24 protein-coding genes are annotated in these 26,953 nt (G+C 44.9%); all 24 read left to right on the top strand.

Annotated features, from left to right (window positions below; translation table 11 throughout):
• On the top strand, positions 1-1,351 hold a 1,351-nt coding region (locus PHG87_03440), incomplete at its 5' end, for an ELM1/GtrOC1 family putative glycosyltransferase (protein MDD5477247.1).
• Positions 1,348-3,441 carry a lipopolysaccharide heptosyltransferase II gene (gene waaF / locus PHG87_03435; GenBank protein ID MDD5477246.1) on the top strand — a complete coding sequence of 698 codons (2,094 nt, stop codon included), beginning with the start codon at positions 1,348-1,350 and terminating at the stop codon, positions 3,439-3,441. The genes PHG87_03440 and waaF (PHG87_03435), both read left to right, overlap by 4 nt.
• On the top strand, positions 3,438-4,532 hold the full coding sequence (locus tag PHG87_03430; protein ID MDD5477245.1) for a glycosyltransferase family 4 protein: 1,095 nt from the start codon (positions 3,438-3,440) through the stop codon (positions 4,530-4,532). Before waaF (PHG87_03435) ends, PHG87_03430 begins: the two co-directional genes overlap by 4 nt.
• Positions 4,520-5,563 carry a lipopolysaccharide heptosyltransferase II gene (gene waaF / locus PHG87_03425; protein MDD5477244.1) on the top strand — a complete coding sequence of 348 codons (1,044 nt, stop codon included), beginning with the start codon at positions 4,520-4,522 and terminating at the stop codon, positions 5,561-5,563. The genes PHG87_03430 and waaF (PHG87_03425) overlap by 13 nt, the downstream gene beginning before the upstream one ends.
• Complete coding sequence (gene waaF / locus PHG87_03420; protein MDD5477243.1) at positions 5,560-7,581, top strand: lipopolysaccharide heptosyltransferase II; 2,022 nt, start codon at positions 5,560-5,562, stop codon at positions 7,579-7,581. Before waaF (PHG87_03425) ends, waaF (PHG87_03420) begins: the two co-directional genes overlap by 4 nt.
• A gap of 221 nt (positions 7,582-7,802) precedes the next feature.
• Complete coding sequence (locus PHG87_03415) at positions 7,803-8,732, top strand: deoxyhypusine synthase family protein (GenBank protein MDD5477242.1); 930 nt, start codon at positions 7,803-7,805, stop codon at positions 8,730-8,732.
• Positions 8,729-9,742, top strand: coding sequence for a D-glycero-beta-D-manno-heptose-7-phosphate kinase (gene rfaE1, locus PHG87_03410; protein MDD5477241.1), 1,014 nt, complete (start codon positions 8,729-8,731; stop codon positions 9,740-9,742). Before PHG87_03415 ends, rfaE1 begins: the two co-directional genes overlap by 4 nt.
• A gap of 1 nt (position 9,743) precedes the next feature.
• Positions 9,744-10,484 (top strand): 3-deoxy-manno-octulosonate cytidylyltransferase, encoded by a 741-nt coding sequence (gene kdsB, locus PHG87_03405; GenBank protein ID MDD5477240.1) that lies wholly within the window; start codon positions 9,744-9,746, stop codon positions 10,482-10,484.
• Positions 10,484-11,296, top strand: coding sequence for a 3-deoxy-8-phosphooctulonate synthase (gene kdsA, locus PHG87_03400; protein ID MDD5477239.1), 813 nt, complete (start codon positions 10,484-10,486; stop codon positions 11,294-11,296). The genes kdsB and kdsA overlap by 1 nt, the downstream gene beginning before the upstream one ends.
• Positions 11,293-12,261 (top strand): KpsF/GutQ family sugar-phosphate isomerase, encoded by a 969-nt coding sequence (locus PHG87_03395; GenBank protein ID MDD5477238.1) that lies wholly within the window; start codon positions 11,293-11,295, stop codon positions 12,259-12,261. Before kdsA ends, PHG87_03395 begins: the two co-directional genes overlap by 4 nt.
• 3 nt (positions 12,262-12,264) lie before the next feature.
• Positions 12,265-12,804: an HAD-IIIA family hydrolase gene (locus PHG87_03390; protein MDD5477237.1), complete on the top strand. Its 540-nt coding sequence runs from the start codon at positions 12,265-12,267 to the stop codon at positions 12,802-12,804.
• The gene (lptC, locus tag PHG87_03385; protein ID MDD5477236.1) at positions 12,794-13,684 is read left to right on the top strand and encodes an LPS export ABC transporter periplasmic protein LptC; all 891 of its coding nucleotides are present in this window, start codon (positions 12,794-12,796) and stop codon (positions 13,682-13,684) included. The genes PHG87_03390 and lptC overlap by 11 nt, the downstream gene beginning before the upstream one ends.
• On the top strand, positions 13,665-14,387 hold the full coding sequence (gene lptB, locus PHG87_03380; GenBank protein ID MDD5477235.1) for an LPS export ABC transporter ATP-binding protein: 723 nt from the start codon (positions 13,665-13,667) through the stop codon (positions 14,385-14,387). The genes lptC and lptB overlap by 20 nt, the downstream gene beginning before the upstream one ends.
• 12 nt (positions 14,388-14,399) lie before the next feature.
• A complete protein-coding gene (locus PHG87_03375) occupies positions 14,400-15,275 on the top strand; it encodes a trigger factor (protein ID MDD5477234.1) in 876 nt (291 codons plus the stop codon).
• Positions 15,276-15,335: 60 nt separating this feature from the next.
• Positions 15,336-15,947, top strand: coding sequence for an ATP-dependent Clp endopeptidase proteolytic subunit ClpP (clpP, locus tag PHG87_03370; protein ID MDD5477233.1), 612 nt, complete (start codon positions 15,336-15,338; stop codon positions 15,945-15,947).
• Between the two features lie 77 nt (positions 15,948-16,024).
• Positions 16,025-17,164, top strand: coding sequence for an alanine--glyoxylate aminotransferase family protein (locus tag PHG87_03365; protein ID MDD5477232.1), 1,140 nt, complete (start codon positions 16,025-16,027; stop codon positions 17,162-17,164).
• Positions 17,165-17,169: 5 nt separating this feature from the next.
• The gene (serA, locus tag PHG87_03360; GenBank protein ID MDD5477231.1) at positions 17,170-18,756 is read left to right on the top strand and encodes a phosphoglycerate dehydrogenase; all 1,587 of its coding nucleotides are present in this window, start codon (positions 17,170-17,172) and stop codon (positions 18,754-18,756) included.
• Complete coding sequence (locus tag PHG87_03355; GenBank protein MDD5477230.1) at positions 18,753-20,495, top strand: hypothetical protein; 1,743 nt, start codon at positions 18,753-18,755, stop codon at positions 20,493-20,495. Before serA ends, PHG87_03355 begins: the two co-directional genes overlap by 4 nt.
• A gap of 20 nt (positions 20,496-20,515) precedes the next feature.
• A complete protein-coding gene (locus PHG87_03350) occupies positions 20,516-21,754 on the top strand; it encodes a homocitrate synthase (protein ID MDD5477229.1) in 1,239 nt (412 codons plus the stop codon).
• A gap of 33 nt (positions 21,755-21,787) precedes the next feature.
• Positions 21,788-23,059, top strand: a complete 1,272-nt coding sequence (locus PHG87_03345; protein ID MDD5477228.1) for an adenylosuccinate synthase — start codon at positions 21,788-21,790, stop codon at positions 23,057-23,059.
• Between the two features lie 117 nt (positions 23,060-23,176).
• Entirely contained in the window at positions 23,177-23,827 is a 651-nt protein-coding gene (locus PHG87_03340) for an OmpA family protein (GenBank protein MDD5477227.1), read from the top strand.
• 2 nt (positions 23,828-23,829) lie between these two features.
• Entirely contained in the window at positions 23,830-24,225 is a 396-nt protein-coding gene (locus PHG87_03335; GenBank protein ID MDD5477226.1) for a hypothetical protein, read from the top strand.
• Positions 24,226-24,395: 170 nt separating this feature from the next.
• Positions 24,396-25,367 (top strand): DUF4912 domain-containing protein, encoded by a 972-nt coding sequence (locus PHG87_03330; protein ID MDD5477225.1) that lies wholly within the window; start codon positions 24,396-24,398, stop codon positions 25,365-25,367.
• A 5-nt stretch (positions 25,368-25,372) separates the two neighbouring features.
• Positions 25,373-26,953 (top strand): DUF1957 domain-containing protein, encoded by a 1,581-nt coding sequence (locus tag PHG87_03325; GenBank protein ID MDD5477224.1) that lies wholly within the window; start codon positions 25,373-25,375, stop codon positions 26,951-26,953.

Here is a 26,953-nt window from a genome sequence, read left to right as displayed (position 1 = left end):
CGTGGACCAGGGTGGTAAAAGCGGCCAGATAGTTAAATTTTTCGGCAGGCAGGCTTCAATGTCGGTGGGGGCGGTGAAACTGGCGTTGAAATACGATTGTTCGATAATCCCTGTTTTCTATACACGGCTCAAGGGGCCGTATACCAAAGTGATCCTGGATCAGGTTTATACGGTAACCCGGACTGTTGATCCCGAGAATGATTTAAGGGAGAATCTACAAAGACTGGTTAATATTTATGAAAAATATATCCGTCAATATCCTCACGAATATCTTTGGACCTACAAAATTTGGAAGTATGGCCGGGAAAGAGAGGTCCTGATTCTTTCCGATGGCAAAGCCGGGCACTTGCGCCAGTCTGAGGGGTTGGCTAAATTAATTGATCAGCAGTTAGCCAGGCGCGGCATAAAAACTAATTTGTCCGTTCAACAGATCAAATTCGGCCAGCAGGCCGTGGTTTGGCTTCCGCTGGCCAGAGCCACCGGCTGCCTGCACTGTTTGCGCCTGGCTTTAACCAAAGAAAGCTGGGCGCAGTTGACGCGTTTTGGGCCGGATATTATTATTTCCGCCGGAGGCTCAACCGGAGCGGTAAATTATCTTTTGGCGAGAGAGAGCCAGGCTAAATCCATTGTGTTAATGCGGCCGGCCAGTTTAAGTTTAAAGAAATTTAATTTGGTAATCTTGCCAAGACATGACTGGCCAGAGGGCCGTGGTTTGGGCAATGTGGTGGTTACAGAGGGCGCGCTTAATTTAATTGATGCGGATTATTTAAGCGCTAAATCAAAAAGGATCGAACAGTCCAATCTTTTAAAAGGCCCTGTATCCGGCTTATGTATCGGAGTGTTAATCGGAGGCAACAGTAAGAAGTTTTCTATTGACGCGCCTGATATAATAGGGTTGTCCGGGCAGATCAAAAAATCAGCCGAAGAATTAAACATGGATCTCTTGATCTCTACTTCGCGGCGCACCCCTCTTGAGGCAGAGCAGGCAGTTAAGAATGAATTTGGCGATTACCCGCGTTGCAAACTTTTGGTTGTTGCTAATGAAAATAATAATCCCGATGTTGTCGGAGGGATATTGGGATTAAGCGGTATAATTATCTGTTCTCCCGAGAGTATCTCGATGATCTCTGAAGCGGTTAGCGCGGAAAAATACGTCATCGTATATAAGGCAAGCGGCCTTAGCCGCAAACACCGGGATTTTTTAAAAAGTTATCAGGAGAAAGGGTATATATATTTAAAAGAGATCCAGGATTTAGCCGGCGCCATCAGAGAAGTGCGGGTAAATAAACCCAAAATAAATACGCCCGAAGATAATTTAAAAGTAATCGCGGCGTTAAATAAAATACTATGAAAATACTGCAGATACTACCTGAGCTTAATGTGGGCGGGGTGGAGACCGGTACGCTGGATCTTTCTAAATACCTGGTGCGCCTGGAGCATAAATCCGTGGTTGTTTCTGCCGGCGGTTCCCTGGTTAAAGAGTTGGAGGCAAGCGGGGCAAAGCACTATACGCTGGCTGTAAATAAGAAATCAATAATCTCTATATTTAAATTAATCCCGCAATTAGCCGAAATAATCAAAAAAGAAGAGATTGATATAGTGCACGCCCGTTCAAGAGTGCCTGCCTGGATTGCTTTTTTTGCCTGCCGCCGGACAAAGGCGGTATTTATTACCACCTGCCATGGCTATTACCAAAAACATCTTTTTAGCCAGGTAATGGGTTGGGCAAAAAGGGTGATTGTTTTAAGTAATGTGATTGCCCGGCACATGATCGAGGATTTTTCTGTTCCGCATGAGCGGATCAGGCTTGTGCCGCGCAGCGTGGACCTGGAGAGGTTTAAATACCTTGATCCTCAAGCAAAAAGAAAAGAAGATTTTAATGTCGCTATTATCGGCAGGATCACTCCTTTGAAAGGCCACCTGTATTTTATTAAAGCCATGGCGCGCGTTTCAAGATTAGTCCCCCGTTTGAAGATCTGGATTGTCGGGGATGCTCCTGCTTCTAAGGAAGCATATAAGGAGGAGGTGCAGGTTTTAGTGCGCCGGCTGGGGCTCTGGCATTGCGCGGAGTTTTTGGGCACGCAGCGGGATATTCCCGGGATACTGGCGCATTTGGATCTGGTGGTTTTGGCCACGACAACTCATGAGGCATTCGGCAGGGTAGTGGTTGAGGCGCAGGCCGCAGGAGTTCCGGTTGTGGCGACTAAAGTCGGCGGAGTAGTCGATATTATTGAAGATGGTAAAAACGGGCTCTTAGTGCCTCCGGCTGACCATAAAAGTATGGCCGATGCCGTAATGCGTATTTTTAAGGATCCGCAATTAGCCCGGGAACTGGCGGAGAATGCCTATGTCAAGGTCAAAGAAAAATATAATGTTGAATTGATGGTTAAGAATACTTTGGATGTTTATCGCCAGGCTTTGAGCAATTTTAAGATCCTGATTATTAAGTTCAGCTCTTTGGGGGATATAATCCTTTCTACGGCCGCGTTAAGGGCGATCCGGGAAAAGTTTCCTCAAGAAAATTTCCAGATCAGTTTTTTAATCGGGGAAGAATTTAAAGATATCCTTTTAAGAAGCCCCTATATCGATGAATTGTTGGTTTGTGATTTGAAAAATAAAGATAAAGGCTTAGGCGGCCTCTGGGGAATCGGGCGGACTTTAAGGAATAAGAATTTTGATATAGTCATTGATCTGCAGAATAACCGTTCTAGCCATATATTGTCTTATTTAAGCGCTTGCATCAACCGTTATGGATATGATAATAAAAAGTTTTCCTTTTTGCTCAATCATACTATTAAGGACGAAAAACCGCCCATCGACCCGGTAACGCATCAATTCCGGATTTTGAAGATGCTGGGAATCGACCTTTTGGATAACCGGCTTGAGCTTTGGCCCTCCGGCGAAGACGCAAAAGTGGTAGATGAGCTTTTAAACGCCCAATGGTTAAGTGAAGCTCAGAAGATCGTCGGGATTAATATCAGCGCCTCGCCAAGATGGAGCACCAAGCGCTGGCCCCTAGAGTATTTGATTTGTTTATGCCAGGAGCTGGAATTAAAAGATATCCGCGTGGTTATTACCGGCACCCAGAATGACCTGGGTTTTGCCAGCCTGCTCATTAATTCTTTAAAGAATACCAAGATTATCAATGCCTGCGGCAAGACGATCATAAATGAACTGGCGGTTTTAATCAAGAGATGCCATGTATTTGTTTCCGCGGATTCCTCGCCTTTGCATATCGCTTCGGCGGTAGGCACTCCGTTTATTGCCTTATTCGGGCCGACAAACCCGCGCCGGCATCTGCCGCCGGGTAAGGATTATATTGTAATTAACAAAAACTTGAACTGCAGCCCCTGTTATAAAACCAAATGCCGCTCTAAGCGTTGTATGGTTGAGATTAACCCTGCGGAAGTGCTTGAGGCAATCGGGAAGCTGCTTAAATGAACATACTTTTTATCGCCAATCATCTTAATGTCGGGGGAGTAACCAGCTACCTGTACACTTTGGCCGCAGGGTTAAAACAGAAAGGCCATAATATTTATTTGGCCTCAAGCGGCGGAGAGCTGACGGATAAATTTATTGGCTTGGGGGTAAAACATATACGGATCTCCTTGATGACAAAAAATGAAATCAGCCCGAAAATTATTTTTAGTTTTTTAAAGCTGAGAAAAGAAGCTAAAAAACTTAATCTTAACCTTAACCTGGTGCATTCTAACAGCCGGACTACGCAGGTTTTAGGAAATTTATTAAGCCGGGCTTTAAATATCCCGCATGTTTTTACCTGCCACGGTTTTTTTAAGCCAAAACTTTCGCGCCTGTTGTTTCCTTATTGGGGCCAGGCGGTGATCGCCATAAGTAGAGAGGTTAAAGAGCATCTGATTGCCGATCTTAAACTTGATGCTAAAAATATAAGTGTAATCAATAACGGCATAGACACTGATAATTTCGGGGATTTTTCGGCAAGAGATAATCTGCGCAAAGATTTAGGCATAAATGATGCCCCTGTGGTCGGTATTATCGCCCGCCTCTCCGATGTTAAAGGGCATATTTATCTTATCCGGGCGATGCGCAAAGTCGTAGAAATTTTTCCAACTGCCAAGCTGCTGATTATTGGCGAAGGAAAAATGAAGAATGTCTTGATCAAGGAAGTAGATGCTTTAGCTATTAAGGAGAACGTGCTCTTTATTCCGGAGGCCGGCAATACCAGGGATATGCTATCGGCAATGGATGTTTTTGTTATGCCTTCCTTGCAGGAGGGGCTAGGCCTGGCGCTGATGGAGGCAATGGCGCAGGGCTTGGCAGTAGCGGGAACGGCCGTCGGAGGAATAAAAACTTTGATTCAGGATAGAGTTAATGGTTTGCTGGTCGGCCCGGCTGATGTTGAGGGGTTATCTGCGGCGATCATAGGATTGCTTGAGGATTACAACTTACGCCGCAATTTAGGCATAAAGGCGCGAAAATTTATTGCGGACAATTTCTCTAAAGAGCAAATGGTAGATCAAACGCTGAGGGTTTATAAAAGATGTTTAGAATAAAAAAAATCATTCCCAAACGTATATTGATATTTAATGTGAATTGGCTGGGGGATGTCCTGTTTTCCAGCGCCACCATCAGGAATATCCGCAGGAACTATCCTGACAGTTATATCGCCTGCGTTATTCCCAGCCGCTGTTATCCCATATTAAAAGACAATCCTTATTTGGATGAAGTGATTATTTTCGATGAAAAGGACAGGCATAAGGGGATGCTGGCTAAGCTTAATTTTGTCAGCCTGCTTAAGAGCAAGAAATTCGATACCGTATTTTTACTGCATCGTTCATTTAGCCGCGCGCTGATCTGCCGGTTGGCCGGAATAAGCCAGAGGATCGGCCACTATACCAAGAAACGCGCCTTCCTTTTGACCCAAAAAATCATCCCTCCTAAAAAAGATTCCCTGCACCGCATAGATTATTACCTGGATATAATCGAAAAAGCGGGCTTGCGGATTGAGGATAGGTATTTGGATTTCTTTTTTTCTCCCCTGGATGAAAATCATGTTGAAGATTTCTTAAGCAAGAATTCCATAGGTAAAAATGATTTTATAGTTGCGCTTAATCCCGGAGGCAATTGGATACCAAAACGTTGGCCGGTGGAGTATTGGGCGCAATTGGCTGATAAATTAATTAAAGAAATGAAGGCAAAAGTGATTATTACCGGAAGCGCCTCGGATCTGGTACTGGCAAAACAGATTATAAAAGTGATGCAGGAGGCCCCGTTAGTTGCCTGCGGAATTTTTAATCTAAAGCAATTAGGGGCATTTGCAAAAAGAGCGGATTTGTTTGTTACCGCCGATACCGGGCCGCTGCATATCGCTAATGCCGTGGGGGCTAAAAAGATAATCGCAATTTTTGGCCCGACCACTAAGGAGGTTACCGGGCCCTATCCTGCTACTAATGTGGTTATTTTACAAAAAAATACAGGATGTTTGCTGCCCTGTTATAAGGTGAATTGCCGGGACAACCGTTGCATGAAAGCAGTTACTCCTGAAGACGTTATGGCAGAAGCTAAGAAGATGGCAGAATTATGAAAATTCTCTTCATCACTTTGAGTAATATCGGCGACTGTATTTTAACCCTTCCCGTATTGGATTTATTAAAGGAGAAATACCCGCAGGCTAAAATTACCTGCCTTGTGTCTCCCCGGCCAAAGGAGATCTTTACTAATAACCCCGCAATTGACAAAGTGGTTATTTTTGACAAACATATTAAATTGGTCCAGAAGTTGGAATTGTTCATTTCTTTAAGCAGGGAAAAGTTCGACCTGGTAGTTGACCTGCGCAACAGTTTTTTCGGGGCCTTCTTGCCGGCTAAAAAAAGAAGCTTGCCTTTACGCTTAATTCCAAAGAAGGTCAAGCATATGAAGGACAGGCACCTGTTCTGGGCGGGTTTTTCCGATTATCCTGCAGGCAGCAAAAAGCATCAAGCATTGAATATTACTCCTCAAGATACCAGTTATATCGAGAGTATTTTAAATGAAAAAAAGTTAACAGATTACGCTAAATTAATCGCGGTTGCCCCGGGCTCAAGGAGCCAGATTAAGTGTTGGGATAAACAAAATTTCAGCCAGCTTTGCAGCCGGCTGCTCAAAGAGAATTATGGTATAGTTTTGGTGGGAGACAAGGTAGATCAACCTGTCTGCTCGTATATCCATAACTCTTGCTCCGGAGTTGTTGATCTTTGCGCGAAAACAACTTTAGGCCAACTTGCCGTTTTGTTAAAGAAAGCAAAGCTTCTGGTCTCTAATGATAGCGCGGTGATGCATTTGGCCAGCTATTTGAATGTGCCGGTTGTTGCCATATTCGGGCCCACAAATGAAACTAAATATGCTCCTTGGTCAGAGAATAGCGTAGTTGTAAAAAAAGATATTTTCTGCCGGCCCTGTGAAAAAGCGCAATGCCGTTTTGGCACACTGGCATGTATGGCTTGCATAAAGCCGGATGAGGTATTTAGCCAGGTTAAATCTGTATTGGCAGGTAATGCTGAGGAAATTTCTGAAAACATGGATAAGCAATACCACAGGATTCTTATCAGCCGCACTGACCGGATAGGAGACGTGCTTTTATCTACACCGGTGATCAAAGCCTTGAGGCAAAAATTTCCGCAGGCTTATATTGCGATGCTTGTGGCTCCTTATGCCAAAGATATCGTCGAGGGTAATCCTTATTTGGACGAAGTTATTATATATGATAAGGACGGCAAACATAAAAGTTGGTGGCGCAGCATAAAATTCGCCGGCAGGTTAAAAAAGAAGAAGTTTGATTTAGCCGTCATTTTGCATCCGACTAACCGCCTGCATTTGATAACCTTTTTAGCGGGTATCCCGCTTCGCCTGGGCTACGACCGTAAATTGGGTTTTCTGGTTAACTTTCGGAAAGCGCATAAAAAGCAGGAAGGCCGCAAACATGAAGCAGAATATAATCTGGATTTACTTTCTGAATTAGGCATAAGCGGCAACCCTTATGATTTGTTTATGCCCATAAGGCAGGATTCCGAACGCTATATTGCTGACCTATTTAGTAAAGAGGGGATTAATCCGCAGGATAGGATATTGGCGGTTAATCCCGGGGCAAGTTGCCCTTCAAAAATTTGGCCGGTAGAGAACTTTGCGCGGGTTGCTGAGAAATTAGCCAGGATCCATAATTTTAAAATCATTATTTTAGGCGGGCCAAAAGAAATACATTTGGCAAATAAGGTTGCGTATGAAATTAAAGGTAAAGTAATCAACCTTGCCGGAAAAACTTCGGTAAGCCAACTGGCCAGTATCTTTAAGAGGTGCAGCCTGTTTATTTCCAATGATTCTGGGCCGGTGCATATAGCTTCTGCCGTAGGCGTGCCGGTTATTTCAATTTTCGGGCGTAATCAAGCAGGGCTTAGCCCGCGGCGCTGGGGGCCGTTAGGCAAGCGTGATAAATACCTGCATAAGGATGTCGGATGTATCCAGTGCCTGGCGCATAATTGCCGGAAAGAATTCGCCTGCCTTAAGGCAATCACCGTTGAGGATGCAGTTTCCGCCGCCGAATCAATCTTAAAATATGATAAAACTTAACGCGTTTGTCTTGTCTTGTTTCTCGCGGGACGCTTGTTTTGCCCCTGCCAGGCAAAACTGCGCTCGGGTCGGCCGGCGTCGCTCTCGAGAGATTGAAAAATGACGGAACCGTGCCTGCTCCTTGCCTCCACGCCCGCTCGAAATCAAGCCAAGCCATCCGCTAAGCCATAGTATAAATATCTATTTGCTTTAGTGTTGAATTGTGCTAAAATTACTACTCTATGATTAATCTAAACAAGGTAAAGACATATTCGGTCAAAAACCGCCTGAGCAAGGTGAATAAGGGGGATTTTGCCTCCAAACCCGTTAAAGCTAAAAGCTTTGTCAGCTTCTTGGATTCTCTGCCGAATATCTTAAAAGCAAAAGATTTACGCGCAATCTCATCTGATATTGTGGCCGCCCGTAAGAAGAACAAGGGGGTAATCTTTATGGCCGGAGCCCACGTGATTAAATGCGGGCTTAATCCGGTGTTAATCGAGCTGATCAAGAAAAAAGTAATTACCTGCATCTGTTTAAACGGCGCCGGCATCATCCATGATTTTGAAATTGCTTTTCAGGGGAAAACCTCCGAAGACGTTGGCGAAAACCTTAAATATGGGAAATTCGGAATGGGTAAGGAGACCGCGGATTTTCTAAATTGCGCCGCCAAAGTCGGCGTAAAAAAAGGTTTTGGATTGGGTTATGCGGTGGCTAATGCGCTAGCCGCGACAGATTTAGCGAATAAAGATTTGAGCTTGCTTTATAACGCTTATAAATATAAAGTACCGGTTTGTGTTTTTGTCGGGATCGGCACGGATATAATCCATCAGCATCCGTCATTTGATGCCTGCGCTACGGCCAGCGGTTCACTGCGCGATTTTCATAATCTGGTCGAGAATATCCGTTATTTAAACCAGGGAGGGGTAGTTTTAAATTTTGGTTCAGCGGTATTATTGCCGGAAGTATTTTTAAAAGCCCTGAATCTGGCGCGTAATTTAGGAAACAAGGTGCGTGATTTTACCACGGCAAATTTCGATATGGTTTATCATTACCGTCCGGCTCAGAATGTGGTGGCCCGTCCGGTCAATTCCGGCGGCAAGGGTTATTATATTATCGGCCATCATGAAATAATGCTTCCGTTGTTGGCCCAAAGCGTAATTGAGAAGATATGAAAAACTTAAAAGATATAGTCCGAAAGTTCAATCAGGCTAATATCCTGGTCGTCGGCGACCTTATTCTTGATGAATATATCCGGGGCAGCGTGGAAAGGATTTCTCCCGAGGCGCCGGTTCCGGTACTTTGGGCTAAGGATCGCAGCTTTGTCCCGGGAGGAACGGCTAATGTCGCTAATAACATCAGCTCGCTGGGAGGAAAGGTTACTCTACTTGGGGTTACCGGGGACGATGCTAATTCCAAGATTTTACTTAATGAGTTGAAAAAAAGAAAAATCAGCAGCCAAGGCATCTTTGTTGAACATAACCGGCATACAACCGTAAAAACACGGATTCTTGCCGGACATCAGCAGGTAGTCAGGGTTGATTGGGAGCATACGCATGACCTTCCCAGGGAAATAAATAGCAAGATTTTACGCTACATCGAAAAAAATATCGATTCTTTCGACGCCATTATCATCGAGGATTATGGCAAAGGGGTAATTAATGTAGCGCTGCTTAAAGAACTTATCTCTTTGGCCCGGGCCCGTAAAAGAATCATTACCGTAGACCCTAAAGAAGAAAATTTCCGTTATTATCAGGCGGTTACCTCCATTACTCCCAACCGCAAAGAACTGGAGAATGCCATCAGGAACCTTAAGATTCAGGATACGGCTAACCGCTTCAAAATAAATACGGATAAGCTGTTTACGGATAAGGATGTAGATCTGGCAGCGCGGGAAATCCTGGAATATCTAAATTTGGATTCTATCCTGGTCACCTTGGGCGAACAAGGGATGAAATTATTGGAAAAAAACGGCCGCCTGACGCATATACCGACGCAAGCCCAGGAAGTTTTTGATGTATCGGGGGCCGGGGATACGGTAATCAGTACTTTTACTTTGGCTCTTTGCGCGGGTGCCTCAAAATTAGAGGCAGCCCATATCGCTAATTTTGCCGCAGGCCTTGTAGTCGGTAAATTAGGGACCGCGGTCACAAGCCCTAAGGAACTTTTGGAGAGGATAAAATAAAATGGATGTAATCGGAGTTATACCGGCTAGATATCAATCGGCCAGGTTTGCGGGCAAAGTTCTTGCCGATATCCTGGGCAAACCGATGCTGCAGCATGTTTGGGAACACGCAAAGCGGTCCCGCATGCTGGATGATCTCATCATTGCTTGTGACCACCAAATTGTCCTGGAGGTAGCTAAGAAGTTCGGGGCGCATGCCGTAATGACCTCCAAGGAGCATACCTGCGGAACAGACAGGATCAGTGAAGTGATTAATCCTCTGGAAGTAAAGGTTATTATTAATATCCAGGCTGATGAGCCGTTGATCCATCCGATGATGATTGACAGCCTCGCCCGTTCTTTATTGGAAAATAAAACTCTGAATATGGCCACAATTATGAGGAAGATCGAAACAACCGAGGAGGTTTTTGACCCCAATGTGGTAAAGGTGGTGGTAGATAAAAATAATTTTGCCCTGTATTTTTCGCGCGCGCCGATCCCGTATTTAGCGCCAAATGCCGATATTGAACAGGTGGTTTACTATAAACATATCGGCCTTTACGGTTACACCAAGGATTTTCTTTTTACCTACAAGAATCTTCCTGTTTCCAATCTTGAAAAGACGGAAAAATTGGAGCAGCTGCGGGTATTGGCGGAGGGTTTTAAGATCAAAGTAATCCAGACCCCTTTTGATACAATCGGAGTGGATACTCCCGAAGACTTAGAGAGGGTAAGGAAGCAATTGCAGAAGGGGATAAGCTAATGCATCAGGTCAATGTAAAAAATATAAAATTCGGGGATAAGTGTCCGCTGGTCCTGATTGCCGGGCCATGCGTAATCGAGTCAGAGAGTTCTGCTCTTAGTGCCGCCAAAAAAATCAAAGAAATTGCTTATCGCCAAGGCATACCTTTTATATTTAAATCCAGTTTTGATAAAGCTAACCGGCTTTCCGTAAGTTCATACCGGGGCCCCGGATTAAAAAAGGGGTTAGCGATCTTAAAAAAAGTAAAATCGCGCCTCGATGTTCCTATTTTAAGCGATGTGCATTGCGTAAAAGATATACCTCTGGCTGCTGAAGTTTTGGATATTATTCAGATACCGGCATTTTTGAGCCGTCAGACGGATATTGTATTGGCCGCGGCGGCAACCGGTAAAGTGGTAAATATTAAGAAGGGCCAGTTTCTGGCGCCCTGGGATATTCTGCCGATAATCAAGAAGGTTGAGTCGGTGGGTAATAAGCAGATTTTAATTACGGAAAGAGGGGTAAGCTTTGGGTATAATAATTTAGTTACCGATTTACGCAGCTTAAAAATTATGCGCGACTTTGGATATCCTGTAATTTACGATGCCACGCATAGCGTGCAGCTTCCCGGCGGTAAGGGCGCTTGTTCTGGCGGGCAAAGCGAGTTTGTCGCCGGGCTTTCCCGTGCGGCCGTAGCTTTTGGATGCGACGGAATATTTTTAGAGGTGCATAATGACCCTAAAGTTGCCCCTTGCGATGGAGCCAACATGATTGATTTTAAGCAATTGGAAGATCTTTTAAAACAAATAAAAAAGATCAGCCAGGCCTTATGAAGATAAATGTGATTAAACGGGCAAAAGAGGTTTTGGAGATTGAGGCTCAGGCGATAAAATTGCTTAAAGGCCGGCTGGGAAAAAGTTTTACCAAAGCCGTAGAGTTAATCCTTAAATGTAAGGGCAGGGTTGTCGTCAGCGGGATGGGCAAAACCGGAATTATTGCTCAGAAATTTTCGGCAACTCTGGCTTCTACCGGCACCCCCAGTTTATTTTTGCATACGGCCGAGGCTATCCACGGCGACTTAGGTAAAGTTACCGGCGATGATATCGTAATCATTCTTTCTAACAGCGGTTCAACCGAGGAGATGAAACAGCTTTTGCCGATACTTAAAAAAATAGGTTCGCCGATAATTTCGCTTACCGGAAACACCAAATCAATCCTGGCCAAATATAGCGATGTAGTTTTGGATGTCTCGGTGAAGAAAGAGGCTTGCCCATTGGGCCTGGCCCCGACAGCTTCGACTACCGCTTCTTTAGCGATGGCCGATGCTTTGGCGGTATGTTTATTGGAGCAAAAGAGTTTCAAAGAAAAAGATTTTGCTTTTTTTCATCCCGGGGGAGCCCTGGGCAGGCGTCTGCTTTTGACCGTGGAAGATATTATGCGCTGCGGCCAAGCCAATGCCATTGTGGGTGAGCATAAAAAAGTTTCCCAGGTGCTCTTTGCCATAACCCGGGCGCGCGCCGGCTCGGCGATAGTCGTGGATAAACAAGGGAGGCTAAAAGGAATTTTTACCGACGGAGACCTGCGCCGGCATCTGGAAAGCGATACGGACCTGCCGAATCGCCGGATTAGTGAGGTAATGACCAGGAACCCTACCGTAGTCAATAAAGATATGCTGGCTGCCGAAGCAATGCGCATATTACAGGCCAAAAGGATCGATGAGGTCCCGGTAGTTGATAAAAATATGCGCCCCCAAGGTTTATTGGATGTGCAGGACTTGCTTAAAGCGGGATTAGTTTAGAATATGGCTGAGATAATTACGGAAGAATTAAAGGTGCGTTTTAAAAAGATCAAACTGCTCTTATTAGATGTCGACGGGGTCCTAACCGACGGCAGGATAATTTATGATTCCCGGGGCCGGGATTCAAAGTTTTTTGATGTGCATGACGGTTTGGGCGTTTTTGTCTTGCATAAATCCGGAATCAAGACTATCCTGATTACGGCCAAAAAATCCAAGGCCATTAAGCCGCGGGCAAAAGATATGCACGTTGCCGAAGTTTTTGCCGATATATTCCCCAAGACGGCGGTTTTGGACAGGATACTTAAAAAATATAATGTTTCTTTGGATGAAATTTGTTTTATGGGTGATGACCTGGTGGATTTATCGCTGATGCGTAAAGTCGGCCTGCCCATTGCGGTGGCCAATGCCTCTTTAGAAATAAAGGAAGCTGCGTTTTATATAACTAACCGCTCAGGCGGCCGCGGAGCGGTCAGGGAAATTGCGGAATTAATTCTTAGGTTGCAGGATAAATGGAAAGACGTTTTGGGGTTTTATGGAGCTTAAAAAAATAGTTTTAGTTTTTGCGTTTTTATTGCTTGCCCGGGGTATTCTTATCGCGGAAGAAACCAAAGAATCCGCTCAGCAGATCGGTGATTTTTCTCTTTCCGGTTCCGGTGAAAAAGGGAAAAAGGCCTGGGATCTTTCCGGGAAATCAGCGGATATCTATAATGATGTGGTTAAGCTTAAAGAAGTAGTGGGTAACCATTACGGGGATAAGGATAAGATAAACCTGACCGCCGATAACGGCAATTTCAACAAAAGCAGCGGAGTGGTGCATCTGGAAAAAAATGTGGTCATTACTACTTCCAGCGGAGCAAAGCTGACTACCGATTCTCTGGACTGGGACCGTAAACAGCAGATCGTCAGCACGTTGGATAAGGTTAACCTGGCGCGTTCGGATATGAATCTTGCAGGGGTTGGGGCAAAAGGGCAAACCGCCTTAAAGCAGGTTGTGCTGGATAAAAATGTGCGTTTAGATATTCAGCCTTCGAATAAACAAACTAACAAGAAAGAGAAGATCGTGATTACCTGCGACGGGCCCCTGGATATCGATTATGAAAAAAATATTGCCGTATTCAATAATAATGTTAAAGTAGAAAAATCGGATATGACCATTTACAGCGACAAGATGGAGGTTTATTTTTCCCCCAAGCAGGAGCAGGGTAAGCAGGAGCCGGGTAAAAAAGATCAGGGGCCGGATTTGATGTCCAGCTCCATTAACAAGATTGTTTCGCGGGGGAATGTGCGGATCATCCGCGGTGAAAATATTTCTTACAGCCAGGAGGCGGTTTATACCGCTTTGGATAAGAAAATAAGTTTAACCGGCAGGCCCCAGATAATTATTTATCAAACGGAGAAGATGCATGCGGCTTTTGGAAACTAAAGGGTTGACTAAAACCTATGACGGACGCCAAGTAGTCAAAGGCGTTGATATTACGGTCAAACGCGGTGAGATTGTGGGGCTTTTGGGGCCAAACGGCGCGGGCAAAACCACGACTTTTTATATGATCGTGGGGATTGTTCCTCCCAATAGCGGCACAATTGTTTTTGATAACCATCAGATCACCAATCTGCCTATTCATGAGCGGGCGCGTTTTGGGATAGGCTATCTTTCACAAGAGGCATCAATATTCCGTAAGCTGACGGTTGAAGAAAATATAAACGCGATCTTAGAAACCCTGCCTCTGGCTCGTCCGGAGAGAAAACGCAGGCTGGCGTCTTTGCTTGAAGAATTAAATATCGCGCATTTAGCGAAAAATAAAGCTTATACCTTAAGCGGCGGGGAAAGAAGGCGCCTTGAAATTACCCGGGCGCTGGTGACTAATCCGTCTTTTATACTTTTGGATGAGCCTTTCTCAGGCATTGATCCGATAGTGGTTAACGAAGCGCAGGAAATCATCAAAGAACTAAAGGCAAAAGGCCTGGGGATTTTATTGACCGATCATAACGTGCGCGAAACTCTGGCCATAACCGACCGGGCGTATTTAATCTCAGACGGCTTAATACTTATTTCAGGCACGGCGCATGAACTGATCAATCATCCTCAGGCGCGCCAGGTTTATTTGGGTGAGAAATTCCGTATGTAAGAAAGGGAACAGATGAAAACCGAAGTTAAGAAACTGGATAGTACAAAATGCGAGATCAAGGTCGCGGTGAGCGGCGAACGGGTAAAAAATAAATTTGAAGAGGTTTTCTCCCAGATTGCCAAAGAAGCAAAAGTTCCGGGTTTTCGCCCGGGCAAAGCGCCAAGGGATGTTTTAGAGAAGCATTATGCGGCTGTCGTCCATGAGCAGGTTTTAAAAGAATTAGTTCCGGATGTCTATAACCAGGCGATTGAGGCGGAAAAACTCGATGTCATCGAGCTTCCGCAGATAGCCGATGTGAAACTTGACCGGACCAACCTTTCTTTTAAGGCCGTTGTGGAGGTGACTCCGGAGATCGCGATTAAAAATTATAAGAATCTGAAGATAAATTTTAAAACAGTTTCAGTTTCAAGCGATGAAATAAAAAGGCAGATTGATTCGGTGAAAGAGTCGCATAAGGCAGAATCTCTGGACGATAAGTTCAGCCGTTCTTTGGGGTATCCTAATTTGGCGGAATTGGAAAAGGCGGTAGAGAGGCAAATTTTTATGACCAAAGAAAACCAGGAGCGCAGCCGTATTGAAAATGAATTAATTGAGGGCATAATGAAAGGTTTAGAGTTTAAGCTGCCCCAGGGATTGGTCGATCGGCAAACCCAGGATATGCTTCGGCAATCTAAAATTGATTTGGCGATGAAAGGGGTGCCTCGGGATAAGATCGATGAGCAGGAAAAATTACTTTTAGAGGGGATTGAGCCGGAAGCCCAGAAGCAGGTCAAGGTGTATTTAGTTTTATCCCAGATTGCCAAAAAAGAGAATATTGCCATAGATGACCATATGCCGCGCAAGGTTATGGAGTTTTTGTTAAGCCAGGCGGATTGGCAGGTAGAATAATAACCACCCCGCGCTTATAAGGAATTGCGCGGGTGTGCCCTTGTGGGCTAGGAGGATAACATGGATAAGAGAATGCAGGTATTGGTGCCGATGGTAATTGAGCAGACTCCCCGCGGTTTTGAACGCGCTTATGATATTTATTCGCGTCTTTTAAAAGACCGTATTTTGTTTATCGGTACCCCGGTTGATGACTATGTTGCCAATCTTGTGATTGCGCAGTTGCTTTTTATGCAGATGGAGGATAAAGATAAAGATATTAATGTCTATATTAATTCCCCGGGTGGTTCGGTTACCGCCGGCCTGGCTATTTATGATACGATGCAATTTGTGAAATGCGATGTCGCTACTTATTGCGTGGGGCAGGCCTCCAGCATGGGAGCGGTTTTATTATCAGCAGGCACCAAAGGAAAGCGTTTTGCGCTTCCTAATTCGCGGATTATGATCCATCAGCCCTGGGGAGGAGTGCAGGGAGCCGCTGCCGATATTTCTATCCAGGCAAAGGAGATTTTGAAATTACGCGACCGGATCAATGAAATCCTGGCGCAGCATACCGGCCAGCCCCTGGATAAAATACAGAGGGATACCGACAGGGATTATTTTATGTCCTCCCAGGAATCCAAGGATTATGGTTTAGTTGATGAGGTAATCTTACCGGAGAATAAGAAGAAGTAAAAACAATTTTAAAGGAGTTACGCCCCGCGCTTATAATGAATTGCGCGGGTGTGCCTTTCTAGGCAAGGAGATCAGAAATGAACAAGCAATATTTATTGACACCCGGGCCAACCCCTTTACCGCCGCAAGTAAGCCTGGCAATGGCCAGGCCGATTATCCATCACCGCACGCCGCAATTCCAGGAGATTTTAAAAGAGGCTGGCACAGGATTAAAATGGGTTTTTCAGACCTCCAACGGTGTTTTTATTATTTCCTCTTCGGGAACCGGAGCAATGGAGGCGGCGGTAGTCAATCTGCTTTCTTGCGGGGATACTGCTCTAGTGGTGCAGGGCGGAAAATTCGGCGAAAGATGGACCGAGATTGCCAAAGCCTATGGGATTAATACTGAAATTATTGATGTAGAGTGGGGTAAGGCCGTTAGCCCGCAAGAAATACAGAAGAGGTTGAAATCCAATCCGCAGATAAAAGCGGTATTTACCACTCTGTGCGAGACTTCAACCGGCGTGGATAATGATATCGCCGCGATTGCCGCGGTAGTCAAAGCCAGCCCAGCAGTGCTGGTTGTCGATGCCATCAGCGGCCTGGGCGCGGTAGATTTAAAAACAGATGCCTGGGGAGTGGATGTGGCAGTAGCCGGGTCACAAAAAGGGCTGATGCTTCCTCCGGGGTTAGGTTTTATTACCGTTAGCTCCAAGGCCTGGAAATTGGTGGAGGCTTCAAAATCCGGCCGTTATTATTTAGATTTAAGAAAGGCTAAAAAAGCCCTGGATAAAAACGATACGCCGTTTACATCTTCCATTACCTTAATTGATGCTTTAAATGAAGCCTTAAAGATTATGCAGAAGGACGGATTAGAGTATATATTTAAACGCCATAAGATTATGGCTGATGCAACGCGCGCGGCGGCCAAAGCCTTAGGCCTTGAGTTATTCGCGCCGACCGCTTCTTCCGACGCGGTTACGGCTATAAAGGTGCCTGCCGGTATCGACGGTGAAAAGTTAGTTAAAACTATGCGTGATACTTATGGAGTGACAATTGCCGGCGGCCAGGCTGAATTAAAGGGCAAGATTTTGCGTATCGCGCATATGGGGTATATCGCCGAATCGGATATCATTACCGGTCTATCTTGTTTGGAAAAAGTACTTACTCAAATGGGGTATAAATTTACTTTAGGCGCCGGGATCAAGGCAGCCGAAGAGGTATTTTTAAAGGAGTAAATAAAATGATTAAAGTTTTAGTCAGTGACGCATTAAGCGAAGAAGGGCTTAAGGTATTCAAAGGCTCTAAAGAGCTAACCGTTGAGGTAAAAACAGATTTAAAGCCTGATACTTTGAAAGAAGTGATTAAGGATTACGATGCTTTAGTTGTGCGCAGCGCGACTAAAGTGACCAAGGAAATTATTGCGGCAGCCAAAAAATTAAAGGTTATTGGCCGGGCCGGCGTGGGTTTGGATAACGTGGATTTAGAAGCGGCTACACAACATGGGATTATCGTAATGAATACTCCGGCGGGAAACACTATCTCTACCGCCGAACATACCTTTAGCATGATTTTGGCTTTATCCAGGAATATCGCCCAGGCAAATGCCTCGATGAAAAAAGGGGAGTGGAAACGTTCTAAATTTATGGGCGTCGAATTGTATAATAAGGTTTTGGGTATCGTGGGATTCGGCAGGATCGGTTCAGAGGTTGCCAAAAGGGCAAAATCATTCGGCATGAAGGTTTTGGCCTTTGACCCTTTTCTGTCGGCAAAAGTGGCTGAAGATATCGGCGTTGAAATTGCGGAGCTAAAAAAGGTGCTGCAGGAATCCGATTATATTACCGTGCATACTCCTTTAACCGAAGAAACCAAGCACATGATTTCGGATAAAGAATTCGGCATAATGAAAAAAGGCGTGCGGATTATAAACTGCGCGCGCGGCGGGATTATCGATGAGGCGGCTTTAGCCAAAGCCGTAAAAGAAGGCAAAGTAGCCGGAGCGGCAATGGATGTTTTTGAAAATGAGCCGCTGGCCGCGGACAGTGAGCTTCTGAAGTTGGATAATATAATCACTACTCCGCATCTTGGCGCATCCACCGAAGAGGCCCAGATTAACGTCGCCATTGAAGTCGCTGAAATTGTACGTGATGCGCTCCTGGGAAAAGGGATCCGCAACGCCGCAAATTATCCCTGTTTAGACGCGGAGGCCTGCAAGATCCTCAATCCTTATATTAATTTAGGAGAAAAATTGGGAATGTTTGCCGCGCAATTAGTCGAAGGCAGGTTTGGCGAGTTGACCATAAGCTACAGCGGACAGATTACAAAATATGACTTAAGCCCGATAACCATGGCTTTAGTTAAAGGGATACTAACTCCCATATTAAAGGAAACGGTTAATTTTGTTAACGGCCTATCCTTACTTAAAGAAAGAGGAATAAAGCTCCTTGAATCTAAATCCGGCCAGGAAGGCGAGTTTGTCAATCTTATTCAGTTAGAGATTAAAACAGACAAAGAAACTAAGTCGATCCTTGGGACGCTTTCCGGCAATAAACAGCCCAGGATTGTTAAAATTGACGATTATTATCTGGATCTGTATCCGGTCGGCGAAATGATTTTTATCCGCAACCTGGATAAGCCGGGTTTAATCGGAAACCTGGGAACGCTTATGGGTAAAAATAATATAAATATTGCCGCTATGGCCCTAGGCCGCAACCAGCCCGGCGATAAAGCAATCAGTGTCTGGAGCGTAGATAATCAGGTCTCTTCGGAAATTCAGGATAAAATAAGAAAATTAGAAAATATTTTAACTGTAAAGATGATCCGGACATGAAAATCGGCAAAACCTTATTAATTATTTTTAGTTTCCTGGTTTTGGCGGTAAATATTTTGTATGCTCAAGAGATAACCATCCTTTATACCGGCCAGACCCACGCCATGCTCTACCCATGCAGTTGTCCCATTCAGCAGGATGGGGGTGTCGCCCGGCGGGCCATCCTGGTTAAAGAGTTGAGAAAAAAAGATTCCGGCCTTCTGCTTTTAGATTGCGGTAATTTCACCGCCGGCGGTTTGATGGATGAATATACTCAAAGTGTTCAATTGGATATGCAGCGTTCGGAAGTTAACTATAAGTCTATGGAGCTTATGAAATATGATGCCGTAGGCATCGGCTCCGATGAATTTAATTTTGGAAAAGAATTTTTCTTAAAAAATGCGAAGAAGGCTCACCCCGCGTATCTTAGCGCTAATTTAGATACGGATTCTAGTCCCGCTAGAGTTCTCCCATATATAATAAAAGATGTTAACGGAGTTAAAATCGGAATTATCGGATTAACCAGCCTGGCCGCGCATCAAAAAACAGAAGGATTAAAGATCAATACGCCCGCACAAACCGCAAAATTAATCAGCCGGTTAAAAACAGAGGGTGTTCAAATAATTATTCTTTTGAGCACCTTGGGTGAGCAGGAAGATTTAAAATTAATTTCCCAGGTTAAGGGTATCGATATACTTTTTATCGGGCAAAATCCATTAAAGCAGGAGGCGCTGACTAAAATTGATACCACTTTTATCCTGCGGCCTTTCTGGCAGGGCCGTAAGTTAGGAAAATTAAGTTTAGGGGTCAAAGATGGTTTGCTCGTGGATTGCAAGCTTGATGAACTGCGTTTATCGGAGAATATCGCCGATGATGCCGATATCGACGCGATCCTGCCGCGTTGTTATTCCGACAGCAATTGTAAAAAGGAGGCTTTGGTGGGAAGCTGTCAAAACCCCGGGACGCTAAAAGCCAGTTGTTCATTCAAAGTGCCAAACAAAGTAAGCCTGTTGGTAATTAGCGTAAAAGATTGTGCTGTGTGCAACGCCGAGCCGGTTATAAATTCATTAAAGAAAAAATTTCCGGGTATAGAGGCCTGGTATATTTATTATCCCGATCCTGAGGCGCAAAAAAAAGTCAGGGAGTTATCGATTCAAGGGCTGCCCGCTTATATCTTTGACAAAGAAATCGAAAAAGAGGATGGTTTTGCCAATATCAAAAATGACTTTTTGCAAATCGGGGATGATTATATGCTCAAGCCGCAGGCAAGCGGGCTGGCGTATTTACTTAACCGCAAAATCAAAAAAGGAACCCTCGATTTATTCGTTAGTTTATTCGAAAACGATGCTTCCGGAATATTGGCAGTTATGCAGGAGTTCAAACCGGATCTGCATTTCCTGGCAGTAGAAAATGGCGAAAGTTTTGCCGCTAAAAATGGCGCTCCTGAAGTAGAGGAGTATTTGCGCGGGGTATGCGTCCAGAAATATTACCCGCAGAAATTTTGGGATTATTTAATTTGTCGCTCAAAGAATATCAGCAGTTCTTATTGGGAAGACTGCCTTGGTGACGGAACCGGCCCGCTTAAAGTAAAGAGCTGCGCCCGGGGTCCGGAAGGGGCAAAACTGCTTAAACAAAATATAGGCTTAAATAAAGAGATACAGGTTTTTTCCGGACCGCTCTATCTCTTGGATAACCATGAAATTTTTTCCTCCCGGGGCGTGCCGGCAAAAGAGGATCTTAAAAGAATAATAAAAAAATAAGAGGAAATCGAGGTGAAAATATGGCGCACAAACCAGTCATTTATTTACTAGACGTAACCAACCGCGATGGAGTGCAGACCTCCCGTATTTGCCTTTCAAAACTCCAGAAAACCATGATCAACTGGTACCTGGACCAGATGGGTGTTTTTCAGTCGGAGTTCGGGTTTCCGCTTACCCGCCATGAGACAAATTATCTGAATGCCAACCTGGAATTGATTAAATTAGGCGCTTTTCCCAGGATCAGGTTGAGTGGCTGGCTGCGGGCGACCAAAGATGACGTAATGACCGCTTTTAAACTTGTCCCGCATTTAAAATACCTGAACCTTTCCATCTCAACCAGTGATCAGATGATTACGCATAAATTCAAAGGCAAACTCGATCACCAATCGATAATCCGGGAGATGCAGGAGGCGGTGCTTGAGTCGCTAAAATCCGGGGCAGAATCCGTGGGCGTAAATGCCGAGGATGCCTCGCGCACAAATTTGGATTATCTGGTTGAATTTGCCCTAAAGGCAAAAGAGGCCGGGGCAGCCAGGATTCGTTACTGCGATACATTGGGGTGCGATACGCCTTTTAGCATTTATGAAAGGATAAAATTATTGGCTGAGGCAGTGCAGCTGCCCATTGAGGTGCATTGCCATAATGACCTGGGTCTGGTGGTTGCCAATTCCATCGCCGGAGCAAAAGCGGCCAGCGATGCGGGTCTAGACTCCTATATTAACACCTGCGTCAATGGCATGGGTGAGCGGGCGGGAAACGCGGATTTGGTCTCGGTTATTTTGGCAATTAAATACGGCCAGGGGATGCAGGATTATCAATTAGATGAAAGAGTAAATTTGAAGATGGCCTGGAAAATTTGTAAATATGCCTCTTATGCTTTTGGAGTTCCCATCCCGATTAATCAGCCGGGGGTAGGGGCAAACGCTTTTGCCCATGAATCCGGGATCCACGCCGACGGAGCCCTGAAGGACAGGCGTAACTATGAGCTTTATGATTATGAGGAGCTGGGCCGCGGGGAACCGGAGATCATTGAAACCGGCAGGAAGATTACTGCCGGGGAATATTCCGGGATCAAAGGTTTTCGTAATGTCTACGAGAAATTAGAGGTGGCTTTTAAGGATGACGCAGAGGCTACGCGCATATTAGAGCTGGTCAGGTACGCTAACGTGCATAATCAAAAGCCCCTGGTTGATGATGAATTGAACTTTATCGCTAAATATCCGGATATTGCGCATAAGATATTTACGATGACCCCGTAATCGGTTTATTTAGGGAAGGTAAACTCGAGGGAAATAATGAATATAGTTTTGGTTGGTATGCAGTGGGGGGACGAGGGCAAGGGGAAAGTGATCGATATCCTTTCCCAAAAAGTTGATTATATCGTGCGTTATCAAGGCGGTAATAATGCCGGCCATACTGTAGTGGTGGGTAAAAAGGAGCACATTTTTCATCTTATACCGTCGGGGATATTGCATTCCGGTAAGATTTGCTGCATCGGTAACGGGGTAGTCATCGATCCGCAAGTCCTTTTAGCCGAACTAAAGGGCTTGCGTAAAAACGGCATTGGTTTCAGCAAGCGTTTTAAGATCTCGACTTTAGCGCATTTGATTATGCCTTATCATAAGAATTTGGATCAGTTGCGCGAAACCAAGCGCAAGAATAAAATCGGCACTACCGGCAGGGGGATCGGCCCTTGTTACGCCGATAAAATTAACCGCTGCGGTATCCGCATGGTTGATTTGTTAAATCCCGGTGTCTTAAAAAATAAGCTTAAAGATAATCTTAAAGAAAAAAATGAGATTTTTAAAAAAGTTTACCGGCATCCGGGTTTTAGTTTTCAAAAAATCTACCGGCAATACCTTGAATATGGAAAATTGTTTGCTCCCTATGTTTGCGATACGGCCGCATTATTGAATGAGGCAAGCGACGGAAAAAAAGATATTTTATTGGAGGGGGCTCAGGGAACATTCCTGGATATTGATTTCGGGACATACCCTTTTGTCACCTCTTCTTCGGCAACCTCAGGCGGAGCCTGCATCGGCACAGGCATCTCTCCGGTTAAGATCGATTGTGTCATCGGAGTCTGCAAGGCTTATACGACCCGGGTCGGAGAGGGGCCGTTTCCCACGGAGTTTGCGCCGGGTTTTGGTAATTTCATGCGCGATAAAGGGAATGAATTTGGCGCAACTACCGGCAGGCCGCGCAGATGCGGCTGGTTTGACGCGGTGATTGCCAGGCAATCCGTGATGCTCAACGGTATTAGCAAGCTGGCGATTATGAAAATGGATGTGCTTGACGGGTTAGATAAAGTAAAAATCTGCACTGCCTATAAATATAAAGGCAGGATAATTAAAGAGTTTCCTTCTGATTTTGAGGTTTTAAGTTGCGCTGCCCCGATTTATAAAGAAATGCCTGGCTGGCCGAATCAACCGGATAAGCCAAAATCGTTTAAAGAATTGCATCCTAATGCCCGTGCTTATCTTCTAGAGTTACAAAACCTGCTTAAAACGAAAATAACCATGGTTTCAATAGGATCCTCCAGAAAAGATACTATTTTTATCTAAGTGGTTGAGGATAAAACACTTGACTATAATAATAGGTTATGTTATATTTAAATTTCAACAAAACAAATCTGGGGGAGTTGGTTTGGTCTTCCGCTAGTTAAAGCCAAGGAGAGTGAGATGAAAAATAATTTTTTAAAAATCGCATTAGTTCTATTTATAAGTTTCAGTTTAACCGGTTGTACTTTTATTTTTCAAAAAGGCAGGCGTTCTGATGTTCAAAAAATTGAAGAATTAAGCAGCCAGCTGGATGAACTTTCCCGCTCAAAGAGCCTGTTGGAGCAAAAGCTTAGCCGGGAGATAAATGACAAACAGATAAAACTTCAGATGATGGAAAAAGGATTGGTCATTACCGTAGTCGGCGACCTTCTCTTTGACTCCGGGAAAGCCAAGATTAGGTCTGAAGCTTATCCTTTGTTAGATAAGGTATCTTCGGTATTAAAAGATAATATGCGCCAGTTCAATGTGGGCATCGAAGGCCATACGGATAACGCGCCGATTAAGCATTCCGGTTGGAAATCAAACTGGGAGCTTTCTAGTGCCCGGGCCTTAAGTGTTTTGCATTATTTGGATAAGGACCAGGGTATATCTCCTGAGCGCTTATCCGCGATCGGATATGGAGAATACCGTCCGGTTGCTTCTAATGAGACTAAAGATGGGCGTAAACAGAACCGCAGAGTAGAGATAGTCATACTGCCCAATGTTACCAAAGTTAAAGGTGAGTCTTCCAGTTCCCCTGAATTGAAAGAACCCCAGGAGAATCTTAAATAAGTATGGATCTTAAGATGGATGAAGCTTTGAAAAATCGTATCGTAATAATTTTAGCGGTATTATCCATGGTATTTTTTTTCGGCACCCTTAGTTCCTGCAGCAGCGCGATGCGCCAGAAAGCTGCTCATGATAAAGAGATGGCTGCCCGGCTCGTCCTGGAAGAGAAGATGAGCAAGTTTTCCCAGGATAAATCCGCTTTAGAAGAAAAGGCCAAGGCAAAGGAAAAAGAGGCGCAGGAGTTAAAAGATGCTCTTGAGGCGACAAAGAAGGTTTTGCTTCAGGATCAGTTGGTTAATCAGAGTTTAAAGGAAGAGCTGGAAAAAGTAACCAAGCTTAAAGAAACTTTGGAAGAAAGTTCAAAGGAAACGGCAACAGGCGCCAAGAAACCTAGAAAATGAGGTTGAGGAGGCAGGAGAGCGCACTAAGGATTTTGATAAGGGGAGAGATCCCTTTTTTTATTGGAACACCCCGCGCTTATAAGGTATTAGGCGGGTATGGCCTTGTGGCCAACACCCCGCGTTTATAAGGAATTACGCGGGTGTGCCCTTGTGGGCAAGGAGGCAGGAGAATGAAGAAGATCTTGAAGAAATCCAGGGAATTATTGAGGAAGGCAATTTCTAAAACAAATTCCAAGTTAAATCTAAAGAAGAAAGCAAAACCCGCAAAAGTTTCTAGCCAGCCGAATACCGATACTTTAAGCTTTCAAGAGACGGCCATAGCGAATACAAAATTCTCGCATGCGGAGAATATTTCTTTTGTGCGCACCATGCCGCAGGAGCTGCCTGCTTTTTATGATCAGGATAAAATTGTTTTACAGGTACGCGATCCGCATTGGCTGCATACATATTGGGAACTAAGGGCCCAGACTATTGAAGGGCTAAAAGCCAAATTAGGGGATGAATTTCACCGGGCCAGGAAAGTTTTAAGGGTTTATGATGTCACTAGCGTAATATTTAACGGCTCTAATGCCAATCGTTTTTTTGATATTACAATCAATGATTTTGCCAACAGCTGGTATATCGATACCGCCGGCCCCGGCCGTTGTTGGTGCGTGGATTTGGGATTAATGTTAGCCGATGGCAGATTCATTACTATTTTACGTTCAAATGTTGTGCAAACTCCTTTAGATGGGCCATCCTGGGTTACTGACGAAGAATGGATGATTCCCGATGATCTGTTTGCCCGGCTTTATGGAATGGGCTTTGGTTTAGGCAGGAGCTCTCCGGTAGGCGGCGCCTGGCAGGAACGCATAAAACAGGGGCTGTTTAGTTCGGGGGTATCCTCAAGCCCGGTAAAAAAAGAGATAAAAGAAAGAAGCTTTTGGTTAAAGGTTGATTGTGAATTAATTGTTTACGGAGCAACTGAACCTGATGCTAAAGTAACGGTGCAGGGAGCGCCGATTAAATTAAGGCCGGATGGCACATTTACCTTGCGTTATTATTTACCCGACGGAAAACAGGTAATCCCGGTTAAAGCAACCTCCGCGGATCAATTAGAAGAGCGCGCTATTACCCCAATCGTAACTCGAGAAACCAAGTAAAAGATATGACTAAAGGATACCTTTGTTTAGTTTTACACGGACATCTGCCTTTTGTGCGCCATCCGGAACATGAGGATTTCCTCGAGGAGGATTGGCTCTATGAGGCAATTACCGAAACTTATGTGCCGCTGATTTCTGTTTTTGAGGGCCTGGTAAATGACGGGATAGATTTCCGCATTACCATGACTTTAAGCCCCACGCTTATCTCTATGCTTGCCGACTCCTTGCTGCAGGAGCGTTATCTCAAGCACATCAATAAGCTTATTGAGTTGTCCCAAAAAGAAATTGAGAGGACAAAATGGCAGCCGGATTTCCGGAACCTGGCAGTGATGTATTTTAACCGGTTTTCCCATGCCCGCGATACCTTTCAGAAATATAATTCTAACCTGGTCCATGCTTTCAAAAAATTTCAGGATTTAGGAAAACTTGAGATAATTACCTGCGGGGCCACGCATGGATTTTTTCCGCTGATGGATGTCTGCCGGGATTCGGTGCGCGCCCAGGTCAAGGTGGCAGCTAATCATTATGAAAACACCTTTGGCAGGAGGCCCAGGGGGATTTGGCTGCCGGAGTGCGGTTTTTACCCTGGCCATGATGAAATACTTAAAGAAGCAGGGATCCGTTATTTTTTTACCGATGCGCACGGCCTGCTGCATGGAACGCCGCGTCCTAAATACGGGGTTTTTGCTCCGGTTTATTGCAAAGGCACAGGCGTGGCCGCATTTGGCCGGGATCTGGAATCTTCAAAACAGGTTTGGTCTTCTATCGAGGGTTATCCCGGTGATTATAATTACCGGGAATTTTACCGGGATGTCGGCTTTGACCTGGAGTTTGATTATATCAAGCCTTATATTCATCCCGACGGAGTGCGCATTAACACGGGAATTAAATATTACCGGATTACCGGTACCGGAAATCATAAAGAGCCATATGTGCCGGAATGGGCAAGGGGCAAGGCGGCAGAACACGCGGGTAATTTTATGTTTAACCGCCAGAAGCAGGCAGGTTATCTTAATGACCTTATGGGCAAGCCGCCGATTATAATCTCTCCTTATGATGCCGAACTTTTTGGGCATTGGTGGTATGAAGGGCCGATGTGGCTGGATTTCTTATTCCGTAAGGTCGCCTGTGACCAGCAGGAGATCCGCATGGTCACTCCTTCTGAATACCTGGACCAGAATCCTCGTAACCAGGTGATCACCCCGTCGCTTTCCAGCTGGGGTTATAAAGGATACTCGGAAATGTGGTTGCAGGGAACAAACGATTGGATTTACCGCCACTTACACATGGCTTCAAGCCGGATGAGCGAATTGGCTAAGAGTTTCCCCGGGGCTAGCGGTTTAGCGCGCCGCGCATTAAACCAGGCCTTACGTGAATTGCTTCTGGCCCAGAGTTCCGATTGGGGTTTTATTCTGGGAACCGGAACGCACACCAGTTACGCGATACGCCGTACTAAAGACCATCTCTTAAGGTTCAACCGGATCTACGAAGATGTTAAATCTAATAATATCGATGAGAATTGGCTCTCTGACGTTGAATATAAAGACAACCTTTTTCCTAATATAGATTATCAACTTCATCGGTAG

It is taken from the genome of Candidatus Omnitrophota bacterium (assembly GCA_028716245.1).
In the GTDB taxonomy this organism is placed as follows: Bacteria; Omnitrophota; Gorgyraeia; order Gygaellales; family Profunditerraquicolaceae; genus UBA6249.
The sequence above is the reverse complement of the archived record's forward strand: the minus strand, read 5'-3'. Positions and strand labels throughout refer to the sequence as shown.